Source organism: Enterococcus sp. H57 (genome assembly GCF_003112495.1).
Lineage (GTDB): Bacteria > Bacillota > Bacilli > Lactobacillales > Enterococcaceae > Enterococcus_B > Enterococcus_B faecium.
Genome location: NZ_BEHC01000056.1, coordinates 22,731 through 46,223 on the forward strand (window position 1 = coordinate 22,731; position 23,493 = coordinate 46,223).

General features: G+C 39.2%; 16 protein-coding genes and 1 pseudogene. 4 read left to right on the top strand and 13 right to left on the bottom strand.

Features of this window, described 5'->3' with window-relative positions:
* Positions 1-118 precede the first annotated feature (118 nt).
* The 3 genes from trxB to DIZ30_RS10435 all read right to left on the bottom strand — a co-directional run bounded on the left by trxB (position 119) and on the right by DIZ30_RS10435 (position 4,026).
* Entirely contained in the window at positions 119-1,045 is a 927-nt protein-coding gene (gene trxB, locus DIZ30_RS10425) for a thioredoxin-disulfide reductase (protein ID WP_109023205.1), read from the bottom strand.
* A gap of 144 nt (positions 1,046-1,189) precedes the next feature.
* Positions 1,190-2,623, bottom strand: coding sequence for a 6-phospho-beta-glucosidase (locus DIZ30_RS10430; RefSeq protein ID WP_002330061.1), 1,434 nt, complete (start codon positions 2,621-2,623; stop codon positions 1,190-1,192).
* Positions 2,623-4,026, bottom strand: coding sequence for a 6-phospho-beta-glucosidase (locus DIZ30_RS10435; protein ID WP_109023206.1), 1,404 nt, complete (start codon positions 4,024-4,026; stop codon positions 2,623-2,625). The genes DIZ30_RS10430 and DIZ30_RS10435 overlap by 1 nt, the downstream gene beginning before the upstream one ends.
* Positions 4,027-4,256: 230 nt before the next feature.
* Between DIZ30_RS10435 and DIZ30_RS10445 the strand changes: the two genes are divergently transcribed.
* Positions 4,257-5,159 (top strand): MurR/RpiR family transcriptional regulator, encoded by a 903-nt coding sequence (locus DIZ30_RS10445; RefSeq protein WP_002289172.1) that lies wholly within the window; start codon positions 4,257-4,259, stop codon positions 5,157-5,159.
* 39 nt (positions 5,160-5,198) lie between these two features.
* On the opposite strand, the gene DIZ30_RS10450 is transcribed toward DIZ30_RS10445, so the two are convergent.
* From DIZ30_RS10450 to DIZ30_RS10470, 5 genes and pseudogenes are all read right to left on the bottom strand, one after another.
* Positions 5,199-7,079: a beta-glucoside-specific PTS transporter subunit IIABC gene (locus DIZ30_RS10450; RefSeq protein ID WP_104807484.1), complete on the bottom strand. Its 1,881-nt coding sequence runs from the start codon at positions 7,077-7,079 to the stop codon at positions 5,199-5,201.
* A gap of 96 nt (positions 7,080-7,175) precedes the next feature.
* Positions 7,176-8,026: pseudogene (licT, locus tag DIZ30_RS10455) on the bottom strand (BglG family transcription antiterminator LicT).
* A 325-nt stretch (positions 8,027-8,351) separates the two neighbouring features.
* Positions 8,352-10,136 carry an ABC transporter ATP-binding protein gene (locus tag DIZ30_RS10460; RefSeq protein ID WP_002289169.1) on the bottom strand — a complete coding sequence of 595 codons (1,785 nt, stop codon included), beginning with the start codon at positions 10,134-10,136 and terminating at the stop codon, positions 8,352-8,354.
* On the bottom strand, positions 10,136-11,887 hold the full coding sequence (locus DIZ30_RS10465; RefSeq protein WP_104807486.1) for an ABC transporter ATP-binding protein: 1,752 nt from the start codon (positions 11,885-11,887) through the stop codon (positions 10,136-10,138). Before DIZ30_RS10465 ends, DIZ30_RS10460 begins: the two co-directional genes overlap by 1 nt.
* A gap of 141 nt (positions 11,888-12,028) precedes the next feature.
* Entirely contained in the window at positions 12,029-12,253 is a 225-nt protein-coding gene (locus tag DIZ30_RS10470; protein ID WP_002294955.1) for a YneF family protein, read from the bottom strand.
* 250 nt (positions 12,254-12,503) lie between these two features.
* Between DIZ30_RS10470 and DIZ30_RS10475 the strand changes: the two genes are divergently transcribed.
* Positions 12,504-14,090 carry an Nramp family divalent metal transporter gene (locus DIZ30_RS10475; protein WP_002333730.1) on the top strand — a complete coding sequence of 529 codons (1,587 nt, stop codon included), beginning with the start codon at positions 12,504-12,506 and terminating at the stop codon, positions 14,088-14,090.
* Between the two features lie 65 nt (positions 14,091-14,155).
* Here the strand turns inward: DIZ30_RS10475 and DIZ30_RS10480 are convergent, their stop codons facing one another.
* Positions 14,156-15,931: a glucosyltransferase gene (locus DIZ30_RS10480; RefSeq protein WP_109023207.1), complete on the bottom strand. Its 1,776-nt coding sequence runs from the start codon at positions 15,929-15,931 to the stop codon at positions 14,156-14,158.
* 212 nt (positions 15,932-16,143) lie between these two features.
* Positions 16,144-17,046 carry a deoxyribonuclease IV gene (locus tag DIZ30_RS10490; protein ID WP_109023208.1) on the bottom strand — a complete coding sequence of 301 codons (903 nt, stop codon included), beginning with the start codon at positions 17,044-17,046 and terminating at the stop codon, positions 16,144-16,146.
* A gap of 278 nt (positions 17,047-17,324) precedes the next feature.
* Between DIZ30_RS10490 and DIZ30_RS10500 the strand changes: the two genes are divergently transcribed.
* A complete protein-coding gene (locus tag DIZ30_RS10500) occupies positions 17,325-19,670 on the top strand; it encodes a transglycosylase domain-containing protein (RefSeq protein ID WP_002289443.1) in 2,346 nt (781 codons plus the stop codon).
* Between the two features lie 336 nt (positions 19,671-20,006).
* Here the strand turns inward: DIZ30_RS10500 and ccpA are convergent, their stop codons facing one another.
* The gene (gene ccpA, locus DIZ30_RS10505) at positions 20,007-21,008 is read right to left on the bottom strand and encodes a catabolite control protein A (protein ID WP_002291653.1); all 1,002 of its coding nucleotides are present in this window, start codon (positions 21,006-21,008) and stop codon (positions 20,007-20,009) included.
* A 209-nt stretch (positions 21,009-21,217) separates the two neighbouring features.
* Here ccpA and DIZ30_RS10510 point away from each other — a divergent pair, with 209 nt between their 5' ends.
* On the top strand, positions 21,218-22,324 hold the full coding sequence (locus DIZ30_RS10510) for an aminopeptidase P family protein (RefSeq protein ID WP_002296134.1): 1,107 nt from the start codon (positions 21,218-21,220) through the stop codon (positions 22,322-22,324).
* A gap of 58 nt (positions 22,325-22,382) precedes the next feature.
* Here DIZ30_RS10510 and DIZ30_RS10515 read toward each other — a convergent pair whose 3' ends face one another.
* Together DIZ30_RS10515 and DIZ30_RS10520 are read right to left on the bottom strand one after the other, a co-directional pair.
* Positions 22,383-22,985: a YtxH domain-containing protein gene (locus DIZ30_RS10515; protein ID WP_002294968.1), complete on the bottom strand. Its 603-nt coding sequence runs from the start codon at positions 22,983-22,985 to the stop codon at positions 22,383-22,385.
* A 2-nt stretch (positions 22,986-22,987) separates the two neighbouring features.
* The gene (locus DIZ30_RS10520; RefSeq protein WP_002289575.1) at positions 22,988-23,428 is read right to left on the bottom strand and encodes a DUF948 domain-containing protein; all 441 of its coding nucleotides are present in this window, start codon (positions 23,426-23,428) and stop codon (positions 22,988-22,990) included.
* Positions 23,429-23,493: the final 65 nt, after the last annotated feature.

The following is a 23,493-nucleotide window of genomic DNA, read 5'->3' on the forward strand; positions in this document are numbered from 1 at the left end:
GAAAGGATTCTTTTATCAAAAGGTGTTGGACGTGTTCGCATAAATCAGATTCAGTAAATTTCACGCGAAAAAAAAGAGTAAAAGAACAATTGAACCCGTTCTTCTACTCTTTTTAAACTTATGCTGTTGTTTCTTCCAAATACTCCAAGTATTTATACACTTGTTGTCCAGCAATACCGCCGTCACCAACAGCTGTAGTGATTTGTCGCAAATCTTTTTCACGAACATCTCCGATGGCAAAAACGCCTGGCATATTCGTTTTCATTTCGTTGTCTGTTGGAATCCAGCCAGCCTCGTTCGTCAAACCTGCTTCTCTAAAAGGTGCAGTTAATGGATCCAGTCCAACATAGATGAATACTCCGTCTGCTGCTAAATCAAATTCATTGCCGGTTTTGACATTACGTGCTTTCACACCTGTCACTACCATTTCGTTTCCAACGATTTCGTCAACGACTGTATCCCACATAAAGGAAATTTTTTCATTTGCAAATGCACGGTCTTGGATGATCTTTTGTGCACGTAATTCATCTCTACGGTGGACGATCACTACTTCAGAAGCAAATTGTGTCAAATAGATGGCTTCTTCTACTGCTGAGTCCCCACCCCCGATGACTACTAGACGTTTGTTACGGAAAAACGCACCATCGCAGACTGCACAGTAAGAAACGCCTCGTCCAGCAAATTCTTCCTCGCCAGGTACGCCTAATTTACGGTGGATACAGCCTGTTGCGATAATGACTGTTTTTCCTTCGTAACTTTTATCTTCACAGATGACTTCTTTATGGCTGCCGTGATCCTTGATATCTTGAACGATTCCATAAGCATTTTCTGTCCCAAATCTTGAGACACTTTCATACATCTTATAAGCTAGATCAGGGCCCATGATCGAATCGAATCCAGGATAATTTTCGATTTCTGCCGTATTGTTCATTTGGCCGCCAGGGGCACCTTGTTCGATCATCAATACGGATAAGTTTGAACGTGAAGCATATAAAGCAGCAGTCATCCCAGCAGGACCTGCGCCAATAACGATTACATCATACATATGTAGATTCTCCTTTACTTAATCAAGTAAGCATACTTTACAGCCAATGCGAAAAAAAGTCTATTGTTCTGCTTGCGTTTCTCGAATAGCTTTATTATACTCGAAAAATCCGCTGAAAAACAATAGACTTTTATAAATCATTGATCAATCGTTCGAAAGATTTTCTCCATTTGAATCAATTACTTTTTTATACCAGTTGAATGATTTTTTCTTTGAACGGGCTAATGTGCCATTTCCTTGGTTATCACGATCGACATAAATGAATCCGTACCTTTTCTTCATCTCACCGGTACCAGCTGATACTAAATCAATACATCCCCAAGTCGTATAGCCTAATAGATCGACTCCGTCTAGTTCTACTGCATCCTTCATCGCCTGGATATGCGCTGCCAGGTAATCGATTCGGTAATCATCTTCCACATAACCATTTTCATCTGGCGTATCGACTGCACCTAAGCCGTTTTCTACAATAAATAATGGTTTTTGATAACGATCATAAATATCATTCATCGTTATTCTCAAGCCTAATGGATCAATTTGCCACCCCCATTCACTTGCTTGCAGATATGGATTTTTGACAGAAGCAAAGATATTTCCTGCAGTCTGTTCCAAGAGTTCGTTGTCGGTAGTCGAAACTCGGGAAGAATAATAAGAAAAGGAGATAAAATCAACAGTATGTTCTTTCAGCAATGCGGCATCCCCTGGTTCCATTTCGATCTGAATGCCATTTCGTTCCATTTCTTTCAATGCATAAGCTGGGTATTCTCCTCGTGACTGAACATCAATGAAGAAATAATTTTCTCGATCTGATTTTCTAGAAGCCCAAACATCTTCAGGATTGCAAGTGTATGGATAATATGCTCCTGCTGCCAGCATACAGCCTACTTTGTTCTCCGGATCTACTTCATGAGCAATCTTCGTTGCGATGGCACTTGCAACCAACTCATGATGTGCCGCTTGATATTTGATTTGTTCTTCATTTTCTCCTTTTTCAAAATACAGCCCTGCGCCCATGAATGGTGCATGAAGGATCATATTGATCTCATTGAATGTCAGCCAATATTTGACAAGTCCTTTATAGCGATTGAAGATGACTCGACACAGATTTTCATAAAAACCAACGAGTTCTCTGGAACGCCACGCACCATATTCTTTGATCAAATGCATTGGACAATCAAAATGCGTAATCGTCACAAGTGGCTCAATTCCGTGCTTTTGGCATTCTTTAAAGACATCCTCATAAAATTTCAAGCCAGCTTCATTCGGCTCTTTCTCATCCCCCATTGGAAAAATACGACTCCAGGCGATGGACATTCGATAAGTCTTGAACCCCATTTCTGCAAACAAAGCAATATCTTCTTTATAACGATGATACATATCGATTGCAATTTTTGCTGGATAAAAATGGTCCTCATCAAATTCAAACATTTTTTTCTTTCCGGTGATAACAGGAAAACGGTCTTTTCCGATTGGCACAACATCTACGTTTGCTAGTCCGCGTCCACCTTCATCATAACCGCCCTCACATTGATTGGCTGCTGTAGCACCGCCCCATAAAAAATCTTTTCTGAATCCCATTATACTTCCTCCATTATATGTGTATTACTTGATAATTCTCTTGCCAGTTCATCTTGAACTTCGATTTCTTCTTCTTTTAATCGGCCGATTGTTTCCTTGAATTGCGGTAAATACTGCTGGTGTGCAATAAACAACTCATCCATGATCCGTTTTGCTGTCTTTTCTGATCGTATAAGTGGATTGATCGTAAACGCCTGTAAGGCTGTCCCATAATCACCAGTCACAGCTGCTTCGATCGTCAGCAATTCCATATTCTTCATTACCTGCAACCAGCCTCTTTCAGCAGCAGGAAGAGAACCAAACGCTACATTTCTCGCTCCTTGTGCGCCAACATAGGCAGTGACTTCTACAACACAATCTGCCGACAGGTCAGGAACAGCTCCATCATTCTTTGTAGATACAACGATCTGTGTTTCTTTATTTCCATAGATTGAAGTAATCGTTTCACAGGCAGCGTCTGAATAATAAGCGCCACCTCGTTTTTGCAATTGTTCAGGTTTATGGTCTAATTCTGAATCTTTGTATAATTCAAACAGCTCTGCTTCTGTTTCTTTCACTTGCTGCGCTCTTGTACCAATCGTTTGATATTCTTCTAAAGCATGTTCCAGCATTTCTTCTTCACGATAGTAATAGCGGTGGTAGCCACAAGGGATCATGTTCATTTGTTTTAATTGTTCTTTGAAAAACGGGATATCAAAGATATTTTTCGGCAATCCATTGTCTTCATCGTATAAACGATCAATCAATTCTGCCGTGCGGTCATTTCCTTTATTATCTGCTACTTTGTGCCAATGGAAATGATTTAGACCGGCAAACTTGTAGATCAGCTCTTCTTTTTTCTTGCCAAGCATTGCTGGTTCTGTCATCATCGCCATTACTGGCACATTGCATAATCCAATCACTTTATCCCATTTGCCATATCTGATAACTGCTTCTGTCACCATCCCACTTGGGTTCGTGAAATTGATCAGCCAAGCATTTGGACATAAACGCTTCATGTCTTCAACGATTGCCAAGACCACTGGCACGGTACGAAAAGCTTTGAATATCCCGCCAGCACCATTTGTTTCTTGTCCGATCATCCCGTAATAACTAGGGATCCGCTCGTCTTTGATTCGTGCATCTAATTGACCGACACGAAACTGAGTCGTAACAAAATCCGCATCTTTCAATGCTTCTTCCCGATCCAGAGTTGCATAGATCTTGACTTCATACGGAGAAGCATCCCACATACGCTGAGACATCTGACTAACGATCTCAAGCTTTTCTTTTCCTTCTTCTACATCTACGAGCCAGATTTCTCGTATCGGTAATTCCTCATATCTTTTGATAAATCCTTCCATCAACTCGGGGGTGTAACTGCTGCCTCCACCAATCGTAGCGATTTTGATTCCTTTTGCCATGTTCTCACTCCTTTACTTTTTTACACTTTAATTATCTTTTTTGTAAACAAAACAAACAATAGAAATCCGTTTCTTTCCAGTAACATTTACAAAAGTTACTGTTTTCTAGTGGATTTTTGTAAATATCTTGTCAAAAAATGTCTATTTTAAGTTATATAGTATAAATCCGTTTACAAATCATTTTCAAAAAAGTTATAATTTACGTAAAAAAATAAGAAGAAGGTATCTACATGTTATTACGTGAAAAAATCAAAGAAATCTCCTTTTCTCCTTCAGAAAATGAAGTGATCCAGTTTCTCTTAAGCGATTCTCCAGCACTTGGCGAAATGACCATCCAAGAGATCGCTGAGCGATGTTATGTCCACCCGTCCACACTCATCCGTGTAGCAAAAAAAATGGGGTTTGATGGCTGGGTCAGTTTTCGTAATGCTTTTTTAGCTGAAACAGCCTATCTTGAAGGGAATTTTCAAGACGTAGATGCGAATCTTCCTTTTTCCACCACAGACGGTATTATGACGATCGCAAATAAAATGGCTTCTTTAGAACAGATGACGATTCAAGATACACTTTCTCTCATTCATCATGACCAACTGCAAAAAGCTAAGTATTTACTGCTCCAGGCAAAAAAAATCGTGATCTTCGCCAGTAACTCGAATACTTTGATTTCTCAAGATTTCATGCTGAAAATGAAGCGCATCAAAATGGATGTCACAATTGTCACCACTTTTGGTGAATCATTCTATGAAGCGTACAATTGCACGAGCGATATGTGCGGGATCCTGATTTCTTATACGGGTGAAAATAAAGTGATTCTTCGTACCGCAGAAATATTGAAACAAAATCATGTTCCAATTTTAGCTTTGACCAGTATCGGTGATTCAACGCTATCTGCAATGAGTACAGCCGCTTTGCGACTTACGACACGCGAGCGACTGTATTCAAAAATTGGTAATTTTACGATCAATACATCAATTTGTTATCTTCTAGACGTGTTATATAGTTGTGTTTTTGCAGAAAATTATCAACAGAATTTAGTCCATCTAATTTCTGTCGGTCAAAAATTCGATAAACGCCCTATCAGCTCAGCCATCATGAAAGAGCCATTCAATTTTGAAAATAAAGAAGTGGAATAAAAAGAATAGCCAAGCCTAGTCCATTCTTCACCTAACCGTTCAGGTCAGTGCGGTGATAAGTGCATCGTCTGGCCCGACCGTCTCCCCTTGGTTTTCCAAAATATCCAAATAATCCGTGTAATTGGTGACGATCACAGGTGTTTCTAAACTGTATCCTTCCTTTTCGATTTTCTTTTTGTCGAAGCGTAGCAACAGGTCGCCTTGTTTCACTCTTTCTCCTTGCTGCACTAAGCTTTCAAAATATTTCCCTTCCAACTGCACAGTATCCAATCCGACATGAATCAGCAATTCCAGCCCTGTTTCAGAAACCATTCCGATTGCATGTTTCGTCGGGAACAGGGTCATAACTGTTCCATCAAAAGGGGCACGTACTTCTCCTTTTTCAGGGTAGATCAAGATTCCTCGACCTAGTGTTCCTTGTGCAAAAGCTGCATCCTTCGCTGCATTTAGTGGCGCGATTTGTCCTTGTATCGGTGTTTTTACAATTTCTTTACCTGATTTTTTCTGTATAGCATCTGTTTCACCTGCTTCATCCTTCCAAAAGAAAAAAGTCAGCGAAAACCCGATTACCGAAGCAATAGCAATGCCGATAAACGCTTGAAACATACCACTGGCGTCTGTTTCCGTGATGTAGTTTACCACCCCAAAAATCCCTAATCCGCCCATTGTGTAGCTGATTGTTCCAGATGCCATCAAATAGATTCCTGAAATAGCACCACCAATCATCGAGTAAATAAATGGCTTCTTCTTCGGTAAGGTGATTCCATAAATAGCCGGTTCTGTTACGCCGAAGATTCCTGAAATCACAGCTGGCATGCAAAGCGCCTTCATTTTTTGATCCTTGAACTTGAAATACATCGCCAATACCACTGCTGTCTGTGCAAAACTCGCGCCATAAACGCCTACTAACATCTGACTCCACCCATTTTGCGCTAACTGCATAATTGCAAGAGGGATAATACTCCAATGAAGTCCGAAAATCACCAGTACTTGCCAAAGAAACCCTAGAACTGCACCATACACAGCTGGAGAAAAGTCCATCAATGCTTGGAATCCCGTGCTTAATAGATCTGTCAGTATACTGACAATCGGACCGATAATCAAAAAGCCAGCAGGAAGTGCGATTAATAACACAGAAAAAGGAACCAAAAAGGTCTGGACGACTGCAGGAATCCATTTCTTGGCAATTTTTTGGACTTGTCCGGCAAATGCGATAATGAAGATAACAGGTACGACGCTACTGGTATAACTGCTGCCCACCCATGGGATACCCAAAAATGTTTCATAAGCCGGAAGCCCCAGCAAGCTATAAGGCGCAGGACTGCCATCAGGGAAACCACTTTGTAGTGCTGCTCCTTGTACAGTCGGATAACAAAGTGCTGCACCAATCACGAGCCCCACCATCGGATTCAGATGAAATTTTTTCGCTGCTGTGTACCCTAAGATCACTGGCATGAAATAAAAAATTGCATCCCCTATCCCATTCAGCATGATGTACGTACCCGATCCTTCAGTATAAAATTTGAGAAACAAGAACAAAGCATTTAATCCTTTGACCATTCCCGCTGCAGCCAAAGCACCTAAAAAAGGCTGGAAACAGCCACTTAATATGTCGATTAATCGATTGAACAGATTACTACTTGAAGAAACCTCTTCTTCTGCTTCATCGGAAATCCCGGCTACTGTCAGTACTTCTGCATAGACATCTGGCACATGATTCCCGATTACAACTTGATATTGCCCGCCGCTTTTCATGATGGTGACTATCCCTTCCATCTTTTTCAAAACATCATCCTTTGCTTTATTTTCCTCCTTTAGTTTGAAACGAAGTCGCGTCACACAGTGTGTCAAGCTACGGATATTTTCTTTTCCTCCGATATTCTTTACGATGTTTTCTGCTAATTCCTGGTATTTTCCCATTTCTATTCCCTCCAATTAATTAGTGGAAGGTTTAGCCAACTGAATGTCACTACCCTTATTTTCATACGTTCTTGTTAATTTGTCCTCCTTTTTTATTTATTTACAACGATTCTCATGCACTAAACGCGCAGTATGGATCGTTAAATACATTTTTTCATCCGTGGACATCTGGTAGTCGAAAGCCCCGGTTAAAAAGTCTGCTATTTTCTCAACGCAACCAAACGTATCCTTATATTTTTTTGAATAACTTGGAACAATTCCTCAGAAACTTCTCCATCTTCTGATTTTGCTCCATCTAGGACACGTGTCAGAAAAAAACGCAGGTGCGTGACGAATCGAAAAAAGTGGACTGAATCTTCATCAAATGTAATCTTATAGTAATAGCGGACGATATTTAAAATATCCTGTATTGTTGTGGTAAACAGGTAGGTATTGTCTTGCTGGCTTTGAATGCCTTGTGCATTGACTAAATGCAATGCGATAAATCCGGTTTCGTCTTCTGATAACTTGATGTGGTATTTCTCCGAGATTTTCTTCACTGTTTTTTTCCCAATGGCATACTCTTTAGGAAACAGTTGTTTGATATCATACAGCAATACATTTGGCACAAAGATCCCCATTTTTTGACGTTCGATAGCTGTATACAAGTGATCCGTCAATGAAATATACACAGAATCATTTAAATGGACTTGCAGAGCCTCTTTTGTATATTCAATGATTTCACAAGAAATTTCTAAGTACTCAAGAGGAATCGCTTGTGCCAATTCTTGGAACTGTTGTGAAAGTCCGTCATTTGTCAACTGAAATTTTTTGTCGATGCATGAGTCAAGAATCGGGTCACCCACCTTCTTTTTGAATGCCAATCCTTTTCCCATCACAATCATTTCCCGATCTCTTTCATCCCTTGTTATTACGACGTTGTTATTCAGTACTTTCTCAATCAGCATGTTTTGCTCCTTTCCATGATGTATAGGGCTGTATCCAAAACAAAAAGAAAAACCCAAAAAGCCGTCCATGAAACCATGGGAGACTCATCAGGTTTAGCTTGCATCAGGCAATCACTATCCAAGTTGTATCGTTTTCTTTATATTATCGAAAGCAAATGCTTTTGTCAACGCTTTCTTAGTGGCTATTAGGCACTTCTGACTAGCTGTCGAATCTTTTTTTAAATCTGGTGACTACGACACTAACTCTCACAGATGAAAAATATGAGAAGCTATGTTTTATTTTCACTCTAGTGCTTAGGTCAAAATGCTACTGTCACAACATCTTTTATATACCACTGCTTTGCAGTTTGTACATATCTGCATACAAACCATTTTGCGCTAGAAGTGTTTCATGATTCCCGCGTTCTACTATATGACCTTTGTCTAAAACTAAAATCAATTCTGCATCTCGAATCGTTGACAGCCGATGGGCAATCGCAATCGTTGTCCGTCCTTGACGCATTTTTGCCAATCCTTCTTGGATCAATCCTTCTGTTTCAGTATCGATATTTGCTGTTGCTTCATCCAATACTAGAATTTTAGGATCAGTCACGATTGTTCGCGCAAAAGTGATCAGCTGTCGTTGTCCACTAGAATAGCTGGCACCATGTTCGATCACTTTTGAGTGATATCCTTTTGGTAATTCATCGATGAATTTGTTTGCTTGAACAAACTCAGCCGCATGGCGTATCTGTTCGTCTGTGATAGCTGGATTCATCATCCGAATATTTCCTGCGATATCCCCATAAAACAAGAAAGCATCTTGCAAGACCAGCCCCATTTTCTTACGTAACTCTTCCATTGGATATTCTCGAATGTCATGATCATCAATCAATATCTGACCTTCATAAAATTCGTAAAACCGCATCAACACATTGATGATCGAGCTTTTCCCACTTCCGGTGTGTCCCACTAATGCAACGGTCTCTCCCGGATTAGCAACAAAAGAGATATTGTTTAATACATTGTGCTCTCCATCATAAGAAAAGCTTACATTGCGAAACTCAATCTTACCTGAAGTAATCATTTGATCTGCTCCAGGGTTTTGTTGTGGTGCATATTCTTCCGTATCCATAATCTTCAAGATACGACTACCAGCAACCATCCCATCTGTGAAGATGCTCAAAAAGTCCATCATTTGAGACATTGGATTAAAAAATCCCTGGACATAGGTCGTAAATGCATAGATCAGTCCAACTTCTACGGGAGAATGCAACGCATCGATCCCAAACAAAGTCAACACCAACGCAATCGCCAATGCATATAGAAAATTGATGATCGGACTTAACAGAATCGAATTCGTTTTGATCATCGCATAGCGCGTGTCTAAATACTCATTGTTCACTTGTTCAAATTCTTTAGCTAAACGAGCTTCTTGGCGAAACTGCTGGATAATACGCATGCCGGAAATCGATTCATTCAATTTCGTATTCAGCTGACTTAATTTTTCTCGCATATTCCGGTAAATACGAGAACTAAATTTCTGGTAATACCAGATGACGATTCCTAAAATTGGCAAGAACACCAAAGTCCACAAGGCAATTTCTCCATTGATTTGAAACATGGCAATGAATGAAGAAACGACTGCAAAGATCCCAGTCAATACCATCAAAAAGACGTACCAAAATTCAAATAGCGTTTCTGTGTCATTCGTTACTCGAGAAACGGTTGATCCTGCCGGTGTCTGATCAAAATAACGCATACCTAGTGTATGCAGCTTTTCAAATAATTTTACCCTAATATACTGATAGGTCTTCAATGAAGCCATGGAATACAAATACCATTGGAAAAACCAAATAATACTTTTTACTATGACTCCAAATAAGTACATACCAGCAAAAAACAAAATAACTTGTGTCGTAGCCGACTGTTTAGCCAGATGATCATCCATAAAAGTTTGGATGATCCTTGGCAATAGAACATTGATCACAGACAGAGCAAACGCAAATAAGATAGCAACGATGAACGTTCTTCTAAAAGGTTTGGCGAACTTCATCAGTCGTTTGATGATCTTTTTCTGTTCTTTAAGTGGAATCGATTTTGTCCATTCCGATTGATAATTTTCATCCATCAGGCCTCGCCTCCTTCTATCTTCGCTTCTAATTGCTGTTTCTCCCACATTTGTTCATACCAGCCGCCTAGTGCAAGCAGCTCATGATGGGTTCCTCGTTCAATGATTTTCCCTTGATCGACAACAATGATTTCTTTTGCATGCATCACGCTACTTAAACGGTGAGCTGCAATGATAGTTGTTTTCTCTTTTCTTATTTCTTTTAAATTATGCAAGATAGCTTCTTCTGTTTTGGCATCTACTGCAGAGAGTGCATCATCTAATATTAATAATTCAGGATTTTTGATCAATGCTCGAGCAATCGAAATCCTTTGTTTCTGTCCGCCAGATAAAGAGACTCCATGCTCTCCAACTAAGGTATCATAACCTTTTGGTAATTCCTTGATTTCATTGTTGATAAATGCTAAAGAAGCCGCATGCTCTACTTCTTCTTCTGAAAGTTTTGGATTAGAAAAACGGATATTATCTCGAATGGTCATAGAAAACAAGAAGTGATCCTGAGGCACATAGCCGATTGATCCTAATAAAGCATTCAATGAATATTCTTTGATCGAACGTCCGCCAAATTGGATTTTCCCTTGATAATCATCGTATTCACGCATCAGTAATTTGACGATCGTCGTTTTTCCCGCACCAGTTTTCCCAACAATACCTAATGTTTCTCCTTCTTGGATCGCAAACTTGATTTGTTCTAATGCTGGTGATTCTTCTTTCGGATAATTAAAAGAGGAAATAGCTACATTCAGCTCGCCTTTTGCCGGGGTCTGCACTGCACCCAGTTGTTCCACGATATGCGTCTTTTCATGCAAAAGTTCATTGACGCGATCATAAGAAGCATTTCCTCTTTCCAATACGTTGAACAATCGACCAATCGCAAACATCGGCCAAACAAGCATACCGATATAACTAATAAATGAGACCATCTGCCCGATCGAGATCGTGCCTTCCAAGACATACTTTCCACCTAAAATAATTGTTGCAACATAAGACAGACCGATAATCAAGGTAATGAATGGATCAAATAAGGAGTCTAAAAAATTGACTCGTTTGTTTTTAATAATTGCATCTTCAATCTTTTCTTCAAAATCCGCTAGATCTTCTTTTTCTTGTCCAAATGTTTTAATGACTTTGATCCCAGTGATACTTTCTTGTGTCTTATCATTGATACTAGAAAAAGCTTCTTGCGAATCACGAAAAGCATCATGGAGTTTTGACCCCAGCACTCGTGAAGTGACGGCCAGCAAAGGCAGAGGAATCAGCGCAATCAGTGTTAAGTGCCAATCAATAAACAAAATCATCGCAATGATCGTTGTTCCGCCCGTAATCACTGAATCTGCAAAGGTCAAGATACCAGCTCCTGCTACATTCTGGATCGCATTCAAATCATTCGTTGCGTGAGCCATCAAATCCCCAGTCCGATATTTTTGGTAAAAGAGATTGTCCATTTCTGTAAAATGTTTGAATAACTGCTGCCGAAGTTCTTTCTCCAACCGAGCTGCACTTCCCCAAATATTCGTCCGCCAGATATAACGAAAAAGATATTGTAAAAAAGCAGCGATAATCAATAGGAAGATCCACCCGAAAATGATCTTTATTGATAAATTTTTATCGGCGATCTCATCAATGATGATCCCAATCACTTTTGGAGGAACTAACTGTACCAAGGCCACTGCGAATAGCGAGAAAACCCCAATTAAATAATGTTTCTTTTCCTGACGAAAAAACCAACCTAATTTTCTAAAAATCGACATTTTACTCCTCCTTTGTCTTTATCAAGAGCCTAGGATTGTCTGTGCTTGTCTTTTTTGCTGAATAATCTGAATAGTCTAACAAATTACGAAATAAAAAACGGACTGAAAAAATCAGCCCGTAAAAAGTCGTTGGGTCAGAACCTATTTTTTCCCTTGGTTCTTCATTTGCTGCATCATCTGGCGAATTTTCTTCTCAGATGGTTTTTGCCCCATTGACATCATCATTGATCGCAACATGTCCTCATTAACGGGAGGATTTTTTTCTAAATAGTCTTTCATATATTTACGCGCTAGGAAAAAGCCACCTACTGCGCCGATTAGCAAAGCAATAATAGCAATAAGTACGACAATACCTGTTGATAACATATAAATCTCTCCTTTCTATTTCCGAATTGCTCTCAATGACTTATTTTACTAAAGTTTATTGAAAAAAGAAAGGCGTATTCTTTAGTTTCATGCAAAAAATAGCGGTTTTTTTAGAGGAGAACAAAATTTCTTTCGTCATCTAGCAAGACACGCCACGAAAATAAATTAGGGATACCGAATCTTTTTCTTTAATTTTTTCTTTTTGAGGTGTAGAATGTAATCGTAGATAAATAGGAAAGGTGGTTTTTTCTTGAATAATCAATCCAATAAACAATTTCATAAGCATCGACTTATTGAACATACAAATGGTTTATCTTTAGCTGAAGTAAATGGAACAGTTGATGTACCAAAGGGGAAAAGTTTTTTTAAAACACTTCTTGCTTACTCTGGACCTGGTGCGTTAGTAGCAGTTGGGTATATGGACCCGGGTAACTGGTCTACTTCGATCACCGGAGGACAAAATTTCCAATATTTATTGATGTCAGTTATTTTGATGTCTAGTCTTATTGCTATGCTTTTACAGTATATGGCAGCAAAATTAGGAATCGTGAGCCAAATGGATTTGGCACAGGCAATCCGAGCACGCACAAGTAAGACATTAGGTGTCATTTTATGGATCTTGACTGAATTAGCCATTATGGCAACAGATATTGCAGAAGTAATTGGTGCAGCAATCGCCCTCTACTTACTTTTTGATATTCCATTGGTGATTGCCGTCTTTATTACTGTATTAGATGTTTTCGTTCTCTTACTACTGACAAAAGTCGGGTTTCGTAAGATCGAAGCACTGGTTGTCTGCTTGATTTTCGTCATTTTATTCGTTTTTGTCTATCAAGTTGGCTTGTCTAACCCAGATTGGCACAGTTTATTTGCTGGCTTTATCCCTAACAGCCATACATTCTCCGACTCACCTGTCATTGGTGGCGAAACTCCGCTAACTGGAGCATTAGGGATTATTGGCGCAACAGTCATGCCACATAACTTATATCTACATTCAGCAGTTTCACAAACTCGGAAGATCGATCACCAAGACGAAGAAGATGTAGCACAAGCTGTACGTTTTTCTACTTGGGACTCTAATATCCAATTGTCGATGGCTTTTCTAGTCAATGCACTGCTATTGATCATGGGTGTCGCTGTCTTCAAAACCGGTTCTGTCCAAGATCCTTCCTTTTTTGGTCTGTATGAAGCTTTATCTGATCCATCAGCTATGAGCAATGGTATCTTGATTGCTGTAGCAAAATCTGGTATCTTGTCCACTTTATTTGCTGTAGCACTTCTTGCTTCTGGCCAGAACTCTACTATTACTGGTACGTTGACCGGTCAAGTCATCATGGAAGGATTCATCCATATGCGTATCCCGATTTGGCTAAGAAGACTGGTCACACGATTGCTTTCTGTGATTCCTGTATTGATTTGTGTTTTGTTTACAAGTACAAAAGGAACGATCGAAGAACATACCGCTTTGAATAACTTGATGAATGAATCCCAGGTGTTCTTGGCTTTTGCGTTGCCGTTTTCGATGATTCCTTTACTGATGATGACCAACAGCCAAGCGGAGATGGGTAGCCGATTTAAAAATTCATTCATCGTAAAACTTCTTGGCTGGTTCTCTGTGATTAGTCTAACTTACTTGAACTTACGAGGATTACCAGGACAGATCGAAAGTTTCTTTGGTGAACAAGCCACTTCCGCTCAACTAGCATTGGCTGATCACATCGCTTATGTAATCATTGTTCTTGTCCTTCTCCTGTTGGCATGGACGATTGGTGATTTATATAAAGGAAACAAAAAATATGAACAACGTTTGCAGGAAACGATAGAAGAAATCGAATAGAAACTGATTTTTGCACACAAAGACCCTTGATAGTTAGGTTAAAAATCTAGCTACCAAGGGTCTTTTTATTTAGAAGATAAAGCTTTTTTAAGATTTAATTTACTGAAAACTAGCATGCTTGTTACTACGATGAATTGCGTTAACGGCACGCTTGCGCCAGTGTAGACACTTAAAAAATAATCCTTTTTTTCTGGCGCATAAGAACAAAACCATGAGACACCGAAAAGAAAAACCAATTGTGTCAGTATTAATCCGGTGACCACAATCAAAGAGGAACTATAATAGGCACGATCAGCTTTTGCAAATACGGTTCCTAGTATCATAAGTAATATCCCTGCTATTGAAGCAATCAGCACGGGAATAGCCAGAACTTGGTAAATTTTTATGATGACATTCGCGACTTTTGCTGATTTTGTTAATTGGAAATTAGGTGTTCTCGGTTCATTACTATCGATCCAATTCTCCATTAGCGGAAGGTTTAATAATTCTTGAGCCTGTTTGACTTGTTCTTGCGTTCCGAAACTATAATTTCCTCCTTGATGGAAATCTTTATATCGCCATGCATAAGCGTATCCTGATTGAAGGAAATCGAATACGATTGGCAGATCACTCATCGTCTTTCCATCTCCTGATCCCATCAGATAGAACTCTTTTTTCTTTTTGATGGTTCCCTTGTGATAGGCTTCTTCTAATTCTTGGTTGACTTTTTTCCAAAAATCATTGGTTTCTTTTGCATTGTTTTGGTAATAACCAGATTCGCTTACCACATCTCGCAATGCCCAAAAAATGATATCTCCTGGTAATTCTTTTACTTTTCCACCTTGGGTCCACGCATGAGTCGTATACAATTCGTCAATACGAGTAGAAACAGCATGAAATGTAGGAGATGCTTCTAATGCTTTATTTAATGCAGCATGCGAGACCCATATCTCACTGTTTTCTTTATTTAAGTTCGTTTCGTCATCTATTCGGATCAGCTGTTTCATCAAACGTCCAAATTCGCCACTCGAACGGTCATTGATGGTGGCAATACCATATGTTGTCTCGTTTTTATATTCGATCCACTGATAAACGATGGAGAAACCGACTAGAGGGAGTAAAAACAATGAAAGTTTCAGCCATTCTTGTTTCGAAAGGAGAAATGGTCGTTCTTTTAACTTCTTTGCTTCTTTGAAAGAAAAGTCTTGTCCTAGCAAGATCTGAACGAAACTGATACCTAACGCGACTACAGTAAAAGGAAGAAGCCAGATGGAATCTTCGCGAATGAACCAAAAGAAAGGAAAAGAAACAGCTAGACCTAAAAACCACGGCAGCAATTTTCTGCTAGAACCGTATTTGCGGTAATAAATAGCTAGTAAACAAGCGATAATGATCTCAACAGCCGGAATCACGAGGGCATTACGATAAGTTCGAGTGGAATATTCATGTGTAAAACTAATCGGAGAAAACAAAAAATAAAAATAGATACTTAAAAGAAGATACTTGTTCTTCACGATCGGTTTAAACGCGAGTGCAACCAATATACTGGCAAAAATACTGAACATGCCGAACAAAACTGCATAAGAAAGATGCAGTTTATGTGCAAGTACTAAAAATAAGCTGTAAGAGATTCCTTTGGAAAGTGTTGTAGTCGTATACTCCCCTAGCCATTTACCGTCCAAAATATTTTGAGCATAGCGAATCAGCAGCTGGTCATCATAGGTTGCCGACATGTCTGTTCCATAGATTGCTTTACTATATAAATACAAACGAATAATTGTAAATAATAGGGCTATGCCAAGAATAAAGTATGTATGTTTCTTTTTTAGTTGGTTGATCAAGGGTTTTAAAGTGTTCAGCATCTTTTCGTCCTTCCAATCACGTTTTGCCACTTGCTTGTGAAACTTTTCGTTTTTTTACTTTTCTACCAGTATACCCTGTTTATCTAAATTTAAAAAGAGGGGGGAGAAGATGCATGATGAAAAAGACTGCAAAAAGTACTCCTTTGTTTCTTAAACAAAAAAGGACAAGGCAATGTGCCTGGTCCTTTTTTGCTGCTGTCAGATAGAAAATCTTAGAGTATCACTTCTTCTGCTAATAACTCAGGAAACACTTCTGGATCGAATATTTGTGCTTTGAACATGGCGATTTCTTTTCCATATGGTGCGTAAGCTTTCTTTTTATCTTTGCCGACATAGGGAGTTTCCAAGATTTTCGAAATATTGTCAAACATTGGATCATGGACGATCTTATTCAGCGTGTCGAATCCGATTGTTCCAAAACCAATATTGGCGTGCCGGTCTTTATGCGAACCTTGCGGATTTTTAGAATCATTGATATGGAGTACTTTAAGCCGATCTAACCCGATGATCTTATCAAACTCTTCCATTACACCTGAAAAGTCTTCTTTAATATTATAACCGGCATCATTCGTATGACAGGTGTCAAAAGTAACGGATAATTTTTCATTCAATTTTACTCCATCGATGATTTGCGCTAATTCCTCAAATGTTCGACCGATTTCCGTACCTTTACCTGCCATTGTCTCCAAAGCGATTTGTGCCGTCTGTTCTTTTGTCAAAACTTCATTCAAGCCTTCAATAATTCTAGCAATTCCGGCTTCTGTTCCTGCCCCTACATGAGCACCTGGGTGAAGTGTAATTTGAATAGCGCCTAAAGCTTCCGCACGAACAATCTCTTCTCTCAGAAATTGGACGGCAAAAGGAAACATTTCTGGTTTGATCGTATTCCCCAAATTAATGATATAAGGGGCATGAACGACGATATTTGTTAGACCGTTTTCTGCCATGTACGCTTTTCCGGCATCAATATTCATCTCTTCGATGGCTTTTCTTCTAGTGTTTTGAGGGGCGCCTGTATAGATCATAAAAGTCGAAGATCCATAACTGGCTGCTTCTTCTGCTGCTCCTAACAGCATTTTCTTTCCGCTCATGCTGACGTGTGAGCCTAATAACATGGATGGATTCCTCCTTGAAAGGCAATTGTTACTAACAATTCCTATATATTGGTAAGATGATATACAAAGAAAATGATTGATTTTTCTTTGCCCTGTTCTCCATAGTAACTGAAATTTTCTCTAAAGAAAAGCTTAAGAACTCTTTTATAAAAAAGATCATTTTCTCACGTTTTAACTCCTTTAAAAAAGAAATTCCTGCCAAAAACAGCCTTGTCTGTTTTTTTGTTCTATTATTTGCTATAATTAGCGAAATAAAACCATTAGTTGAGGTGACCCTTTTGCCACGCAAAAATACTCGAAAAAAACAGAATAGAAGAAAAAAAGAAAAATGGTTTGTTCCTAAGATTATTTTTAGAGTTTTTCAATCATTGACTGTTTTTATTACTGTTCTTCTTTTGATGTTCGCAGCTCTAGGTATTGGAATAGGCGCTGGCTATTTTGCCTATCTCGTCGAAGACACACAATTGCCGACTAAAAAAGCACTGCAGACAGAACTAGGAAACATTACAGAAACGTCAAAGATTGTTTATGCAGATAATACAGAGATATCAAAAATCCAGACAGATCTGATGCGCACGACTATTTCATCTGATAAAATTTCACCTTTATTGAAAACTGCAATTATCAGCACAGAGGATGAATACTTCGATAAACACCAAGGTTACGTTCCTAAAGCTGTTTTACGAGCATTAGTATCTGAAGCTACTGGTATTGGCTCTTCTGGTGGATCAACTTTGACACAGCAATTAGTCAAACAGCAGATCCTTACAGATGAAACAACATTCAAACGTAAAGCAAATGAGATCATTCTTTCTGCACAAGTAGAAAAATACTTTTCAAAAGATGAGATCATTGCTACGTATTTGAATGTCTCACCATTTGGTCGTAATAATAAGGGACAAAACATTGCTGGAGTCCAGGAAGCTGCAAGAGGAATCTTTGGTGTAGATGCAAAAGATGTGACGCTGCCGCAAGCTGCTTATATCGCTGGATTACCCCAAAGCCCGATCACGTATAGTCCATACACGAACACAGGTGCGCTAAAAGAAGATCTTTCTGCCGGCCTTGCCAGAAAAGATTTTGTTTTATTCAGTATGTATCGTGAAGGCCAAATTACGAAAGAACAATACGAAGAAGCAAAAGCCTATGACCTTACAAAAGACTTTCTACCACAACAAATCGCAGAACAGACTGACAGAGAATTCTTGTATTATACTGTGATGAATGAAGCAACAAGAATCATTGCACAACAATTGGCTGAAAAAGACAACGCTGATATGTCTGATTCATCGGTCAGTGACGCTTATTATCAAAAGGCACAGCAAACGATCCAAAATAAAGGATATACAATCCATTCGACAATCGATAAAGATGTCTATGCTGCATTGCAAAATGGCGTAGAAAATTATGGATACATGTTAGATGATGGTGCTGGCAGTCAAGTAGAAACCGGAAATGTATTGATGGATAACAGAACTGGCCGCATCTACGGATTCGTTGGCGGACGGAATTACAGTCAGAATCAAAATAACCATGCCTTCGATACAGAACGTCAAGCTGGCTCATCAATCAAACCAGTTCTTGTTTATGGACCTGCAATCGACATGGGGCTTATCGGATCAGAATCCCGTGTATCAGATTATGCAACAACTTGGCAAGAAGGAGAAAATGCTGGCGAGAAAATCGTCAATGCTACTAACGAAGGATCGAACACCTTCCAAACCGTCCGTGAGTCACTAGAATGGTCCAACAATATACCGGCTTATCACTTATATCAAGATGTGTTGAATTCCGGTGGATCGAAACAATATGCTTACGAGCACTACTTGGCAAAGATGAACTACCCGGCAAATGACAATTGGGGCGTTGAATCTGCTCCTTTAGGTACAGTAGATGTCACGACGCTTCAACAGACCAATGGATTTCAGGCTTTAGCAAACGGCGGCGTCTATGAAGAAGGCTATATCATCGATTCCATCACAGATAACGCAGGAAATGTAATTTATAAACACGAAAGCAACTCTGTCCGGATCTATTCGGAAGCAACGGCATCGATCATGAATGACATGATGCGCAGTGTGATCAATGCAAAAATCACTACACCATTCAAAGATGCCATCTCAAGCTTAAATGGAAATCTAGGAAAAGCAGATTGGGTCGGAAAAACTGGTTCTACCAATGAATACCGAGATTCATGGCTAATTGTCTCTACTCCGTCTATTACCATCAGTAGCTGGGCAGGGCACGATGACAATACTGGAATGGACAGCAAAGCAAGGATACGTTCGGCTAATTATCTTGCCAATCTGATCAATCAAGCTTACCAAGCAAAACCTGACATTTTTGGCACTGATGAGAAATTCGAATTATCATCTGATGTGATGAAGAAAAAAGTATCTGGATTTACTGGTCAAACACCTGGAAAAGTTACTGTCAATAAAAAATCCATCCAAACACCAGGAAAAACAGTTGAATCGCTATGGGCGAAAAATGGACCGAAGAAAAGCGCCTTTAAATTTGGCGTTGGCGGTACCGATGAAAACTATACAGATTACTGGAACACCGCTTCAGCTTATGCAAGAGCGAATCAAGCAACCAAAGAATCAGATGAGAAAGATGATTGATTTAATAGAATACACAGTAATAAGGGATTGTGACAATAGTATTGTCACAGTCCCTTATTTTTTTGATGGTGGTGAACATAATGCAGCATCTATACACGGATTGTTTTATATACGATAAATGTAATTTCAACCACTTTCTCTCTTTTTTAAGACAAAAAAAAAGGATTATAACAAAATTTTGTCATAACCCCTTTTCCCGAATAAACGGTGTTCTCCTGCCAACTCCGAATCACGAGTCACAATATTCATCAAACATGAAATGCTGTTTTTTGAAATTGCTCCTTGTAACGCAGAGTTAAACGGCAGGCTCACAACCTCTGAATGGTTGTCCTTTTATTATTTTGTAGATCCTTTTTCTTCGATTCCATAAGGCAAGATAATCGTTTTTTCTTCGACTTCTTCTTTATTCATCATTTTCGTCAATAGGCGCATAGATACCGCCCCTAAATCGTATAATGGTTGTGTGATACTTGTTAAACGAGGACGAGCTACTTCTGTCAGTAGTGAATTGTTACTTGTGATGATTTCGAATTCTTCCGGTACTTTCACGCCACGGTCTAATAAACCATCCAAAATACCGATGGCTAATTCATCATCTGAAACATAGACAGCTGTTGCACCGCTATTATGGATCCGATCGACTAGAGATAGACCATCTTTGAAGTTGTATTGTGCTTCAAAGATCAATCCTTCGCTATATGGTAGGTTATTTTCGCTTAATGCTTCTTTATAGCCTTTCAGACGATTTTGTCCATTGATAGGATCGATCAACGCACCACTGACAAAAGCGATTTTTTTATTGCCGCTTTTTGCCAATTTGTTTACTGCATCTTTTGTTGCTGATACATAATCAATGTTTACGCTACCTACTTGTTCATCTGGATCAATAGAGCCAGCTAATACAACAGGAGTTTTTGAACGTGAAAATTCTCCACGGATTTCGTCTGTGATATGGTGACCCATGAAGATCACGCCGTCCACTTGCTTAGCCAGTAAGTTATTCAATACATTGACTTCTTTTTGGTCGTTACCATCTGAATTTGCTAAGATAATATTGTATTTGTACATTGTTGCCACATCATCGATACCACGTGCTAAAGAAGCAAAGAACATATTGCTGACATCAGGGATGATTACCCCAACTGTTGTTGTTTTCTTACTTGCCAAGCCACGCGCAACTGCGTTTGGACGATAATCCAAGCGATCGATAACTTCCAAGACTTTTTTTCTTGTTGCTGGTTTGACGTTTGGATTGCCATTTACGACACGTGAAACAGTAGCCATCGAAACATTTGCCTCTCTCGCTACATCATAGATAGTGATTGTTTGCTTTTCCATTTGTGTTCTCCTATTCATATTTTATATGTTTTCTGAAAATACGTCTTACATTTCTAAAATAGAATATCAAATAATCTCAAGAATTGCAACCGTTTTATCTCTGTTTTCATGAAAATTTTTACTTTTTTCAGTTTTTAGAACGTTGGTCTTTTAATAAATCAGTGGTACAATTATTGAATACAAAATTAATTTAGAAAGTAGGTTGCCAAATGAATAACGTAAAAATCAATGAACTACGTCAATGGATGGCACAACACCAAGTCGAATTGGCTTATATCAGCGACCCTGGCCACATCGCTTACTTTTCCGGATACGAAAGTGATCCTCATGAGCGTGTACTAGCTCTTTTTATCCCTCTTGAACAAGATCCTTTCCTTTTCACTCCTGCTTTGGAAGTTGAAGATGCTCAAAACAGTAGTTGGGCGTATGATGTCCGTGGCTATTTAGACAGCGAAAATCCTTGGGAGATCATCGGAAAAGAACTTCGTGCTCGCTATGGTCAGCCTGGCAATGTAGGGATTGAAAAGAACGCCTTGACTGTCGAGCGCTTCGATGCTATCTCTGATATCTTGACGGGAACGGATTCTTACACTGATCTAACTTCCATCATCCAACGTCTACAACTGATCAAAACTCTAGAGGAAAAAGACAAACTGATCGAAGCTGGTAAATGGGCCGATGTTGCATTTGAGATTGGCTTTAAAGCAGTGAAAGAAGGCGTGACTGAACAAGCGATCATTGCAGAAATCGAATACCAATTGAAAAAACAAGGTGTTTCACAAATGTCTTTCGACACATTAGTCCTTGCAGGAGCAAATGCTGCAAGCCCTCATGGTACACCAGGAAACACGAAGATTTCACCGAATGAACTTGTGTTATTCGATCTTGGCGTTGTTTGGAATGGCTATTGCAGTGATGCTACTCGTACAATTGCTTATCAAAAACCAACCGACTTCCAAGAAAAAATATACAACATCACTCTTGAAGCACAGCTTGCCGCACAAGAAGCCGTCCGTCCAGGTGTGACAGCAGGTGAACTTGATCAAATCGCACGAAACGTGATCAACAGCTATGGCTACGGCGAATATTTCAATCACCGTTTAGGTCACGGGATCGGAACAACCGTCCACGAATTCCCTTCCCTTGTAGAAGGAAATGACTTAGTAATCGAAGAAGGGATGTGCTTCTCTCTTGAACCAGGAATCTATATTCCTGAAAAAGTAGGGGTACGTATCGAAGACTGTGTATATGTGACAAGCGATGGCTGTGTGCCATTCACGACTACACCAAAAGAATTACTTGTTTTAGAAAAATAAGAGTAAAAAAGGTGAGAGCTAGTCCGCTCCCACCTTTTTATTCTATAAATTTGTGATTTTAGTGATTTGTAGATGAATCTGTCATTGTATCTTTTATTTCTTTTTTAGCTTCTTTCGCATCTTCTTTTGCCATTTTCATCATTTCTTTTGTGTCATCTGCAACTGGTTTTGCTTCTGACATTCCTTCATTGACAGTATCTCCTGCTTTACCAGCAGCGTCTTTTACATCAATCATGATATCTTCTGAAGTATCTTTAGCAATACTTCCTAATTCATCTGCAGGTTTTTTCATATCTTCTGCCGTTTTTTTGAAACGATTAGATAAGTCAGCTGATTGTTCTTTAAGATTTAACAAGATATCGTCAGATTCACTTCCTGCTTCATCTGCTGATTCACTTACTTTTTGTTTGACACTACCTGCTAGATCACCTGCTTGTTGAGAAAGATCTTGCGCTTTTTCTTTTGCAATACCTGTTAACTCAGTCGATTTTTCTTTCGCCATATCTGTGTAATCTGAAGCCATATCCATCAAATCATCCGCTTGGGCAGCTAATTCATCCCGAAGTTCTTTACCAGATTTTGGTGCTAACAATAACGCGGCGATTGCTGCGGCTGTTCCTCCGACTACTGCACCTAATAAAAATCCACCTTTTTTAGCCATTTTTATTTTCCTCCTGTCGTTTCAGTATGTTTTTTGTTTTTAAAAAATTTCATCGCTGTCCCACCGACTTTTCCGGCAACCGTCGCTTTAGCTGTCGTTTTACCGATTCCGCCGACTTTCGTCGCGATGTTTTTACTAGAATGATTAAGTTCTGATACACTTTCACTTAAATCAGCAACTGCTGTGAACAATGGATCGATCGTTGCGACTTTTCCATTGATATCCAAGAGCAGTTCATTACTTTTGACCAGCAAGCCTTCTACTTGTCTAGACAAAAGATCTACGTCTTTTGTGACGATTTCGATCGTCGTATTTGCTTCTGCTACAGTCTGATCTACTTTTTCTAAAGTTTTAGAAACTTGCAACAACACACGAACGATAAAAACGACAAGTATCGCAAAGGCGATTGCTGCGATCAATCCTGCAATTTCTCCTCCTGACATGATCAAACTCCCTTCTTGTCTCTCTTTTCTATAAGGATAGCATTTTCGTGTTTTTTAAACAAATA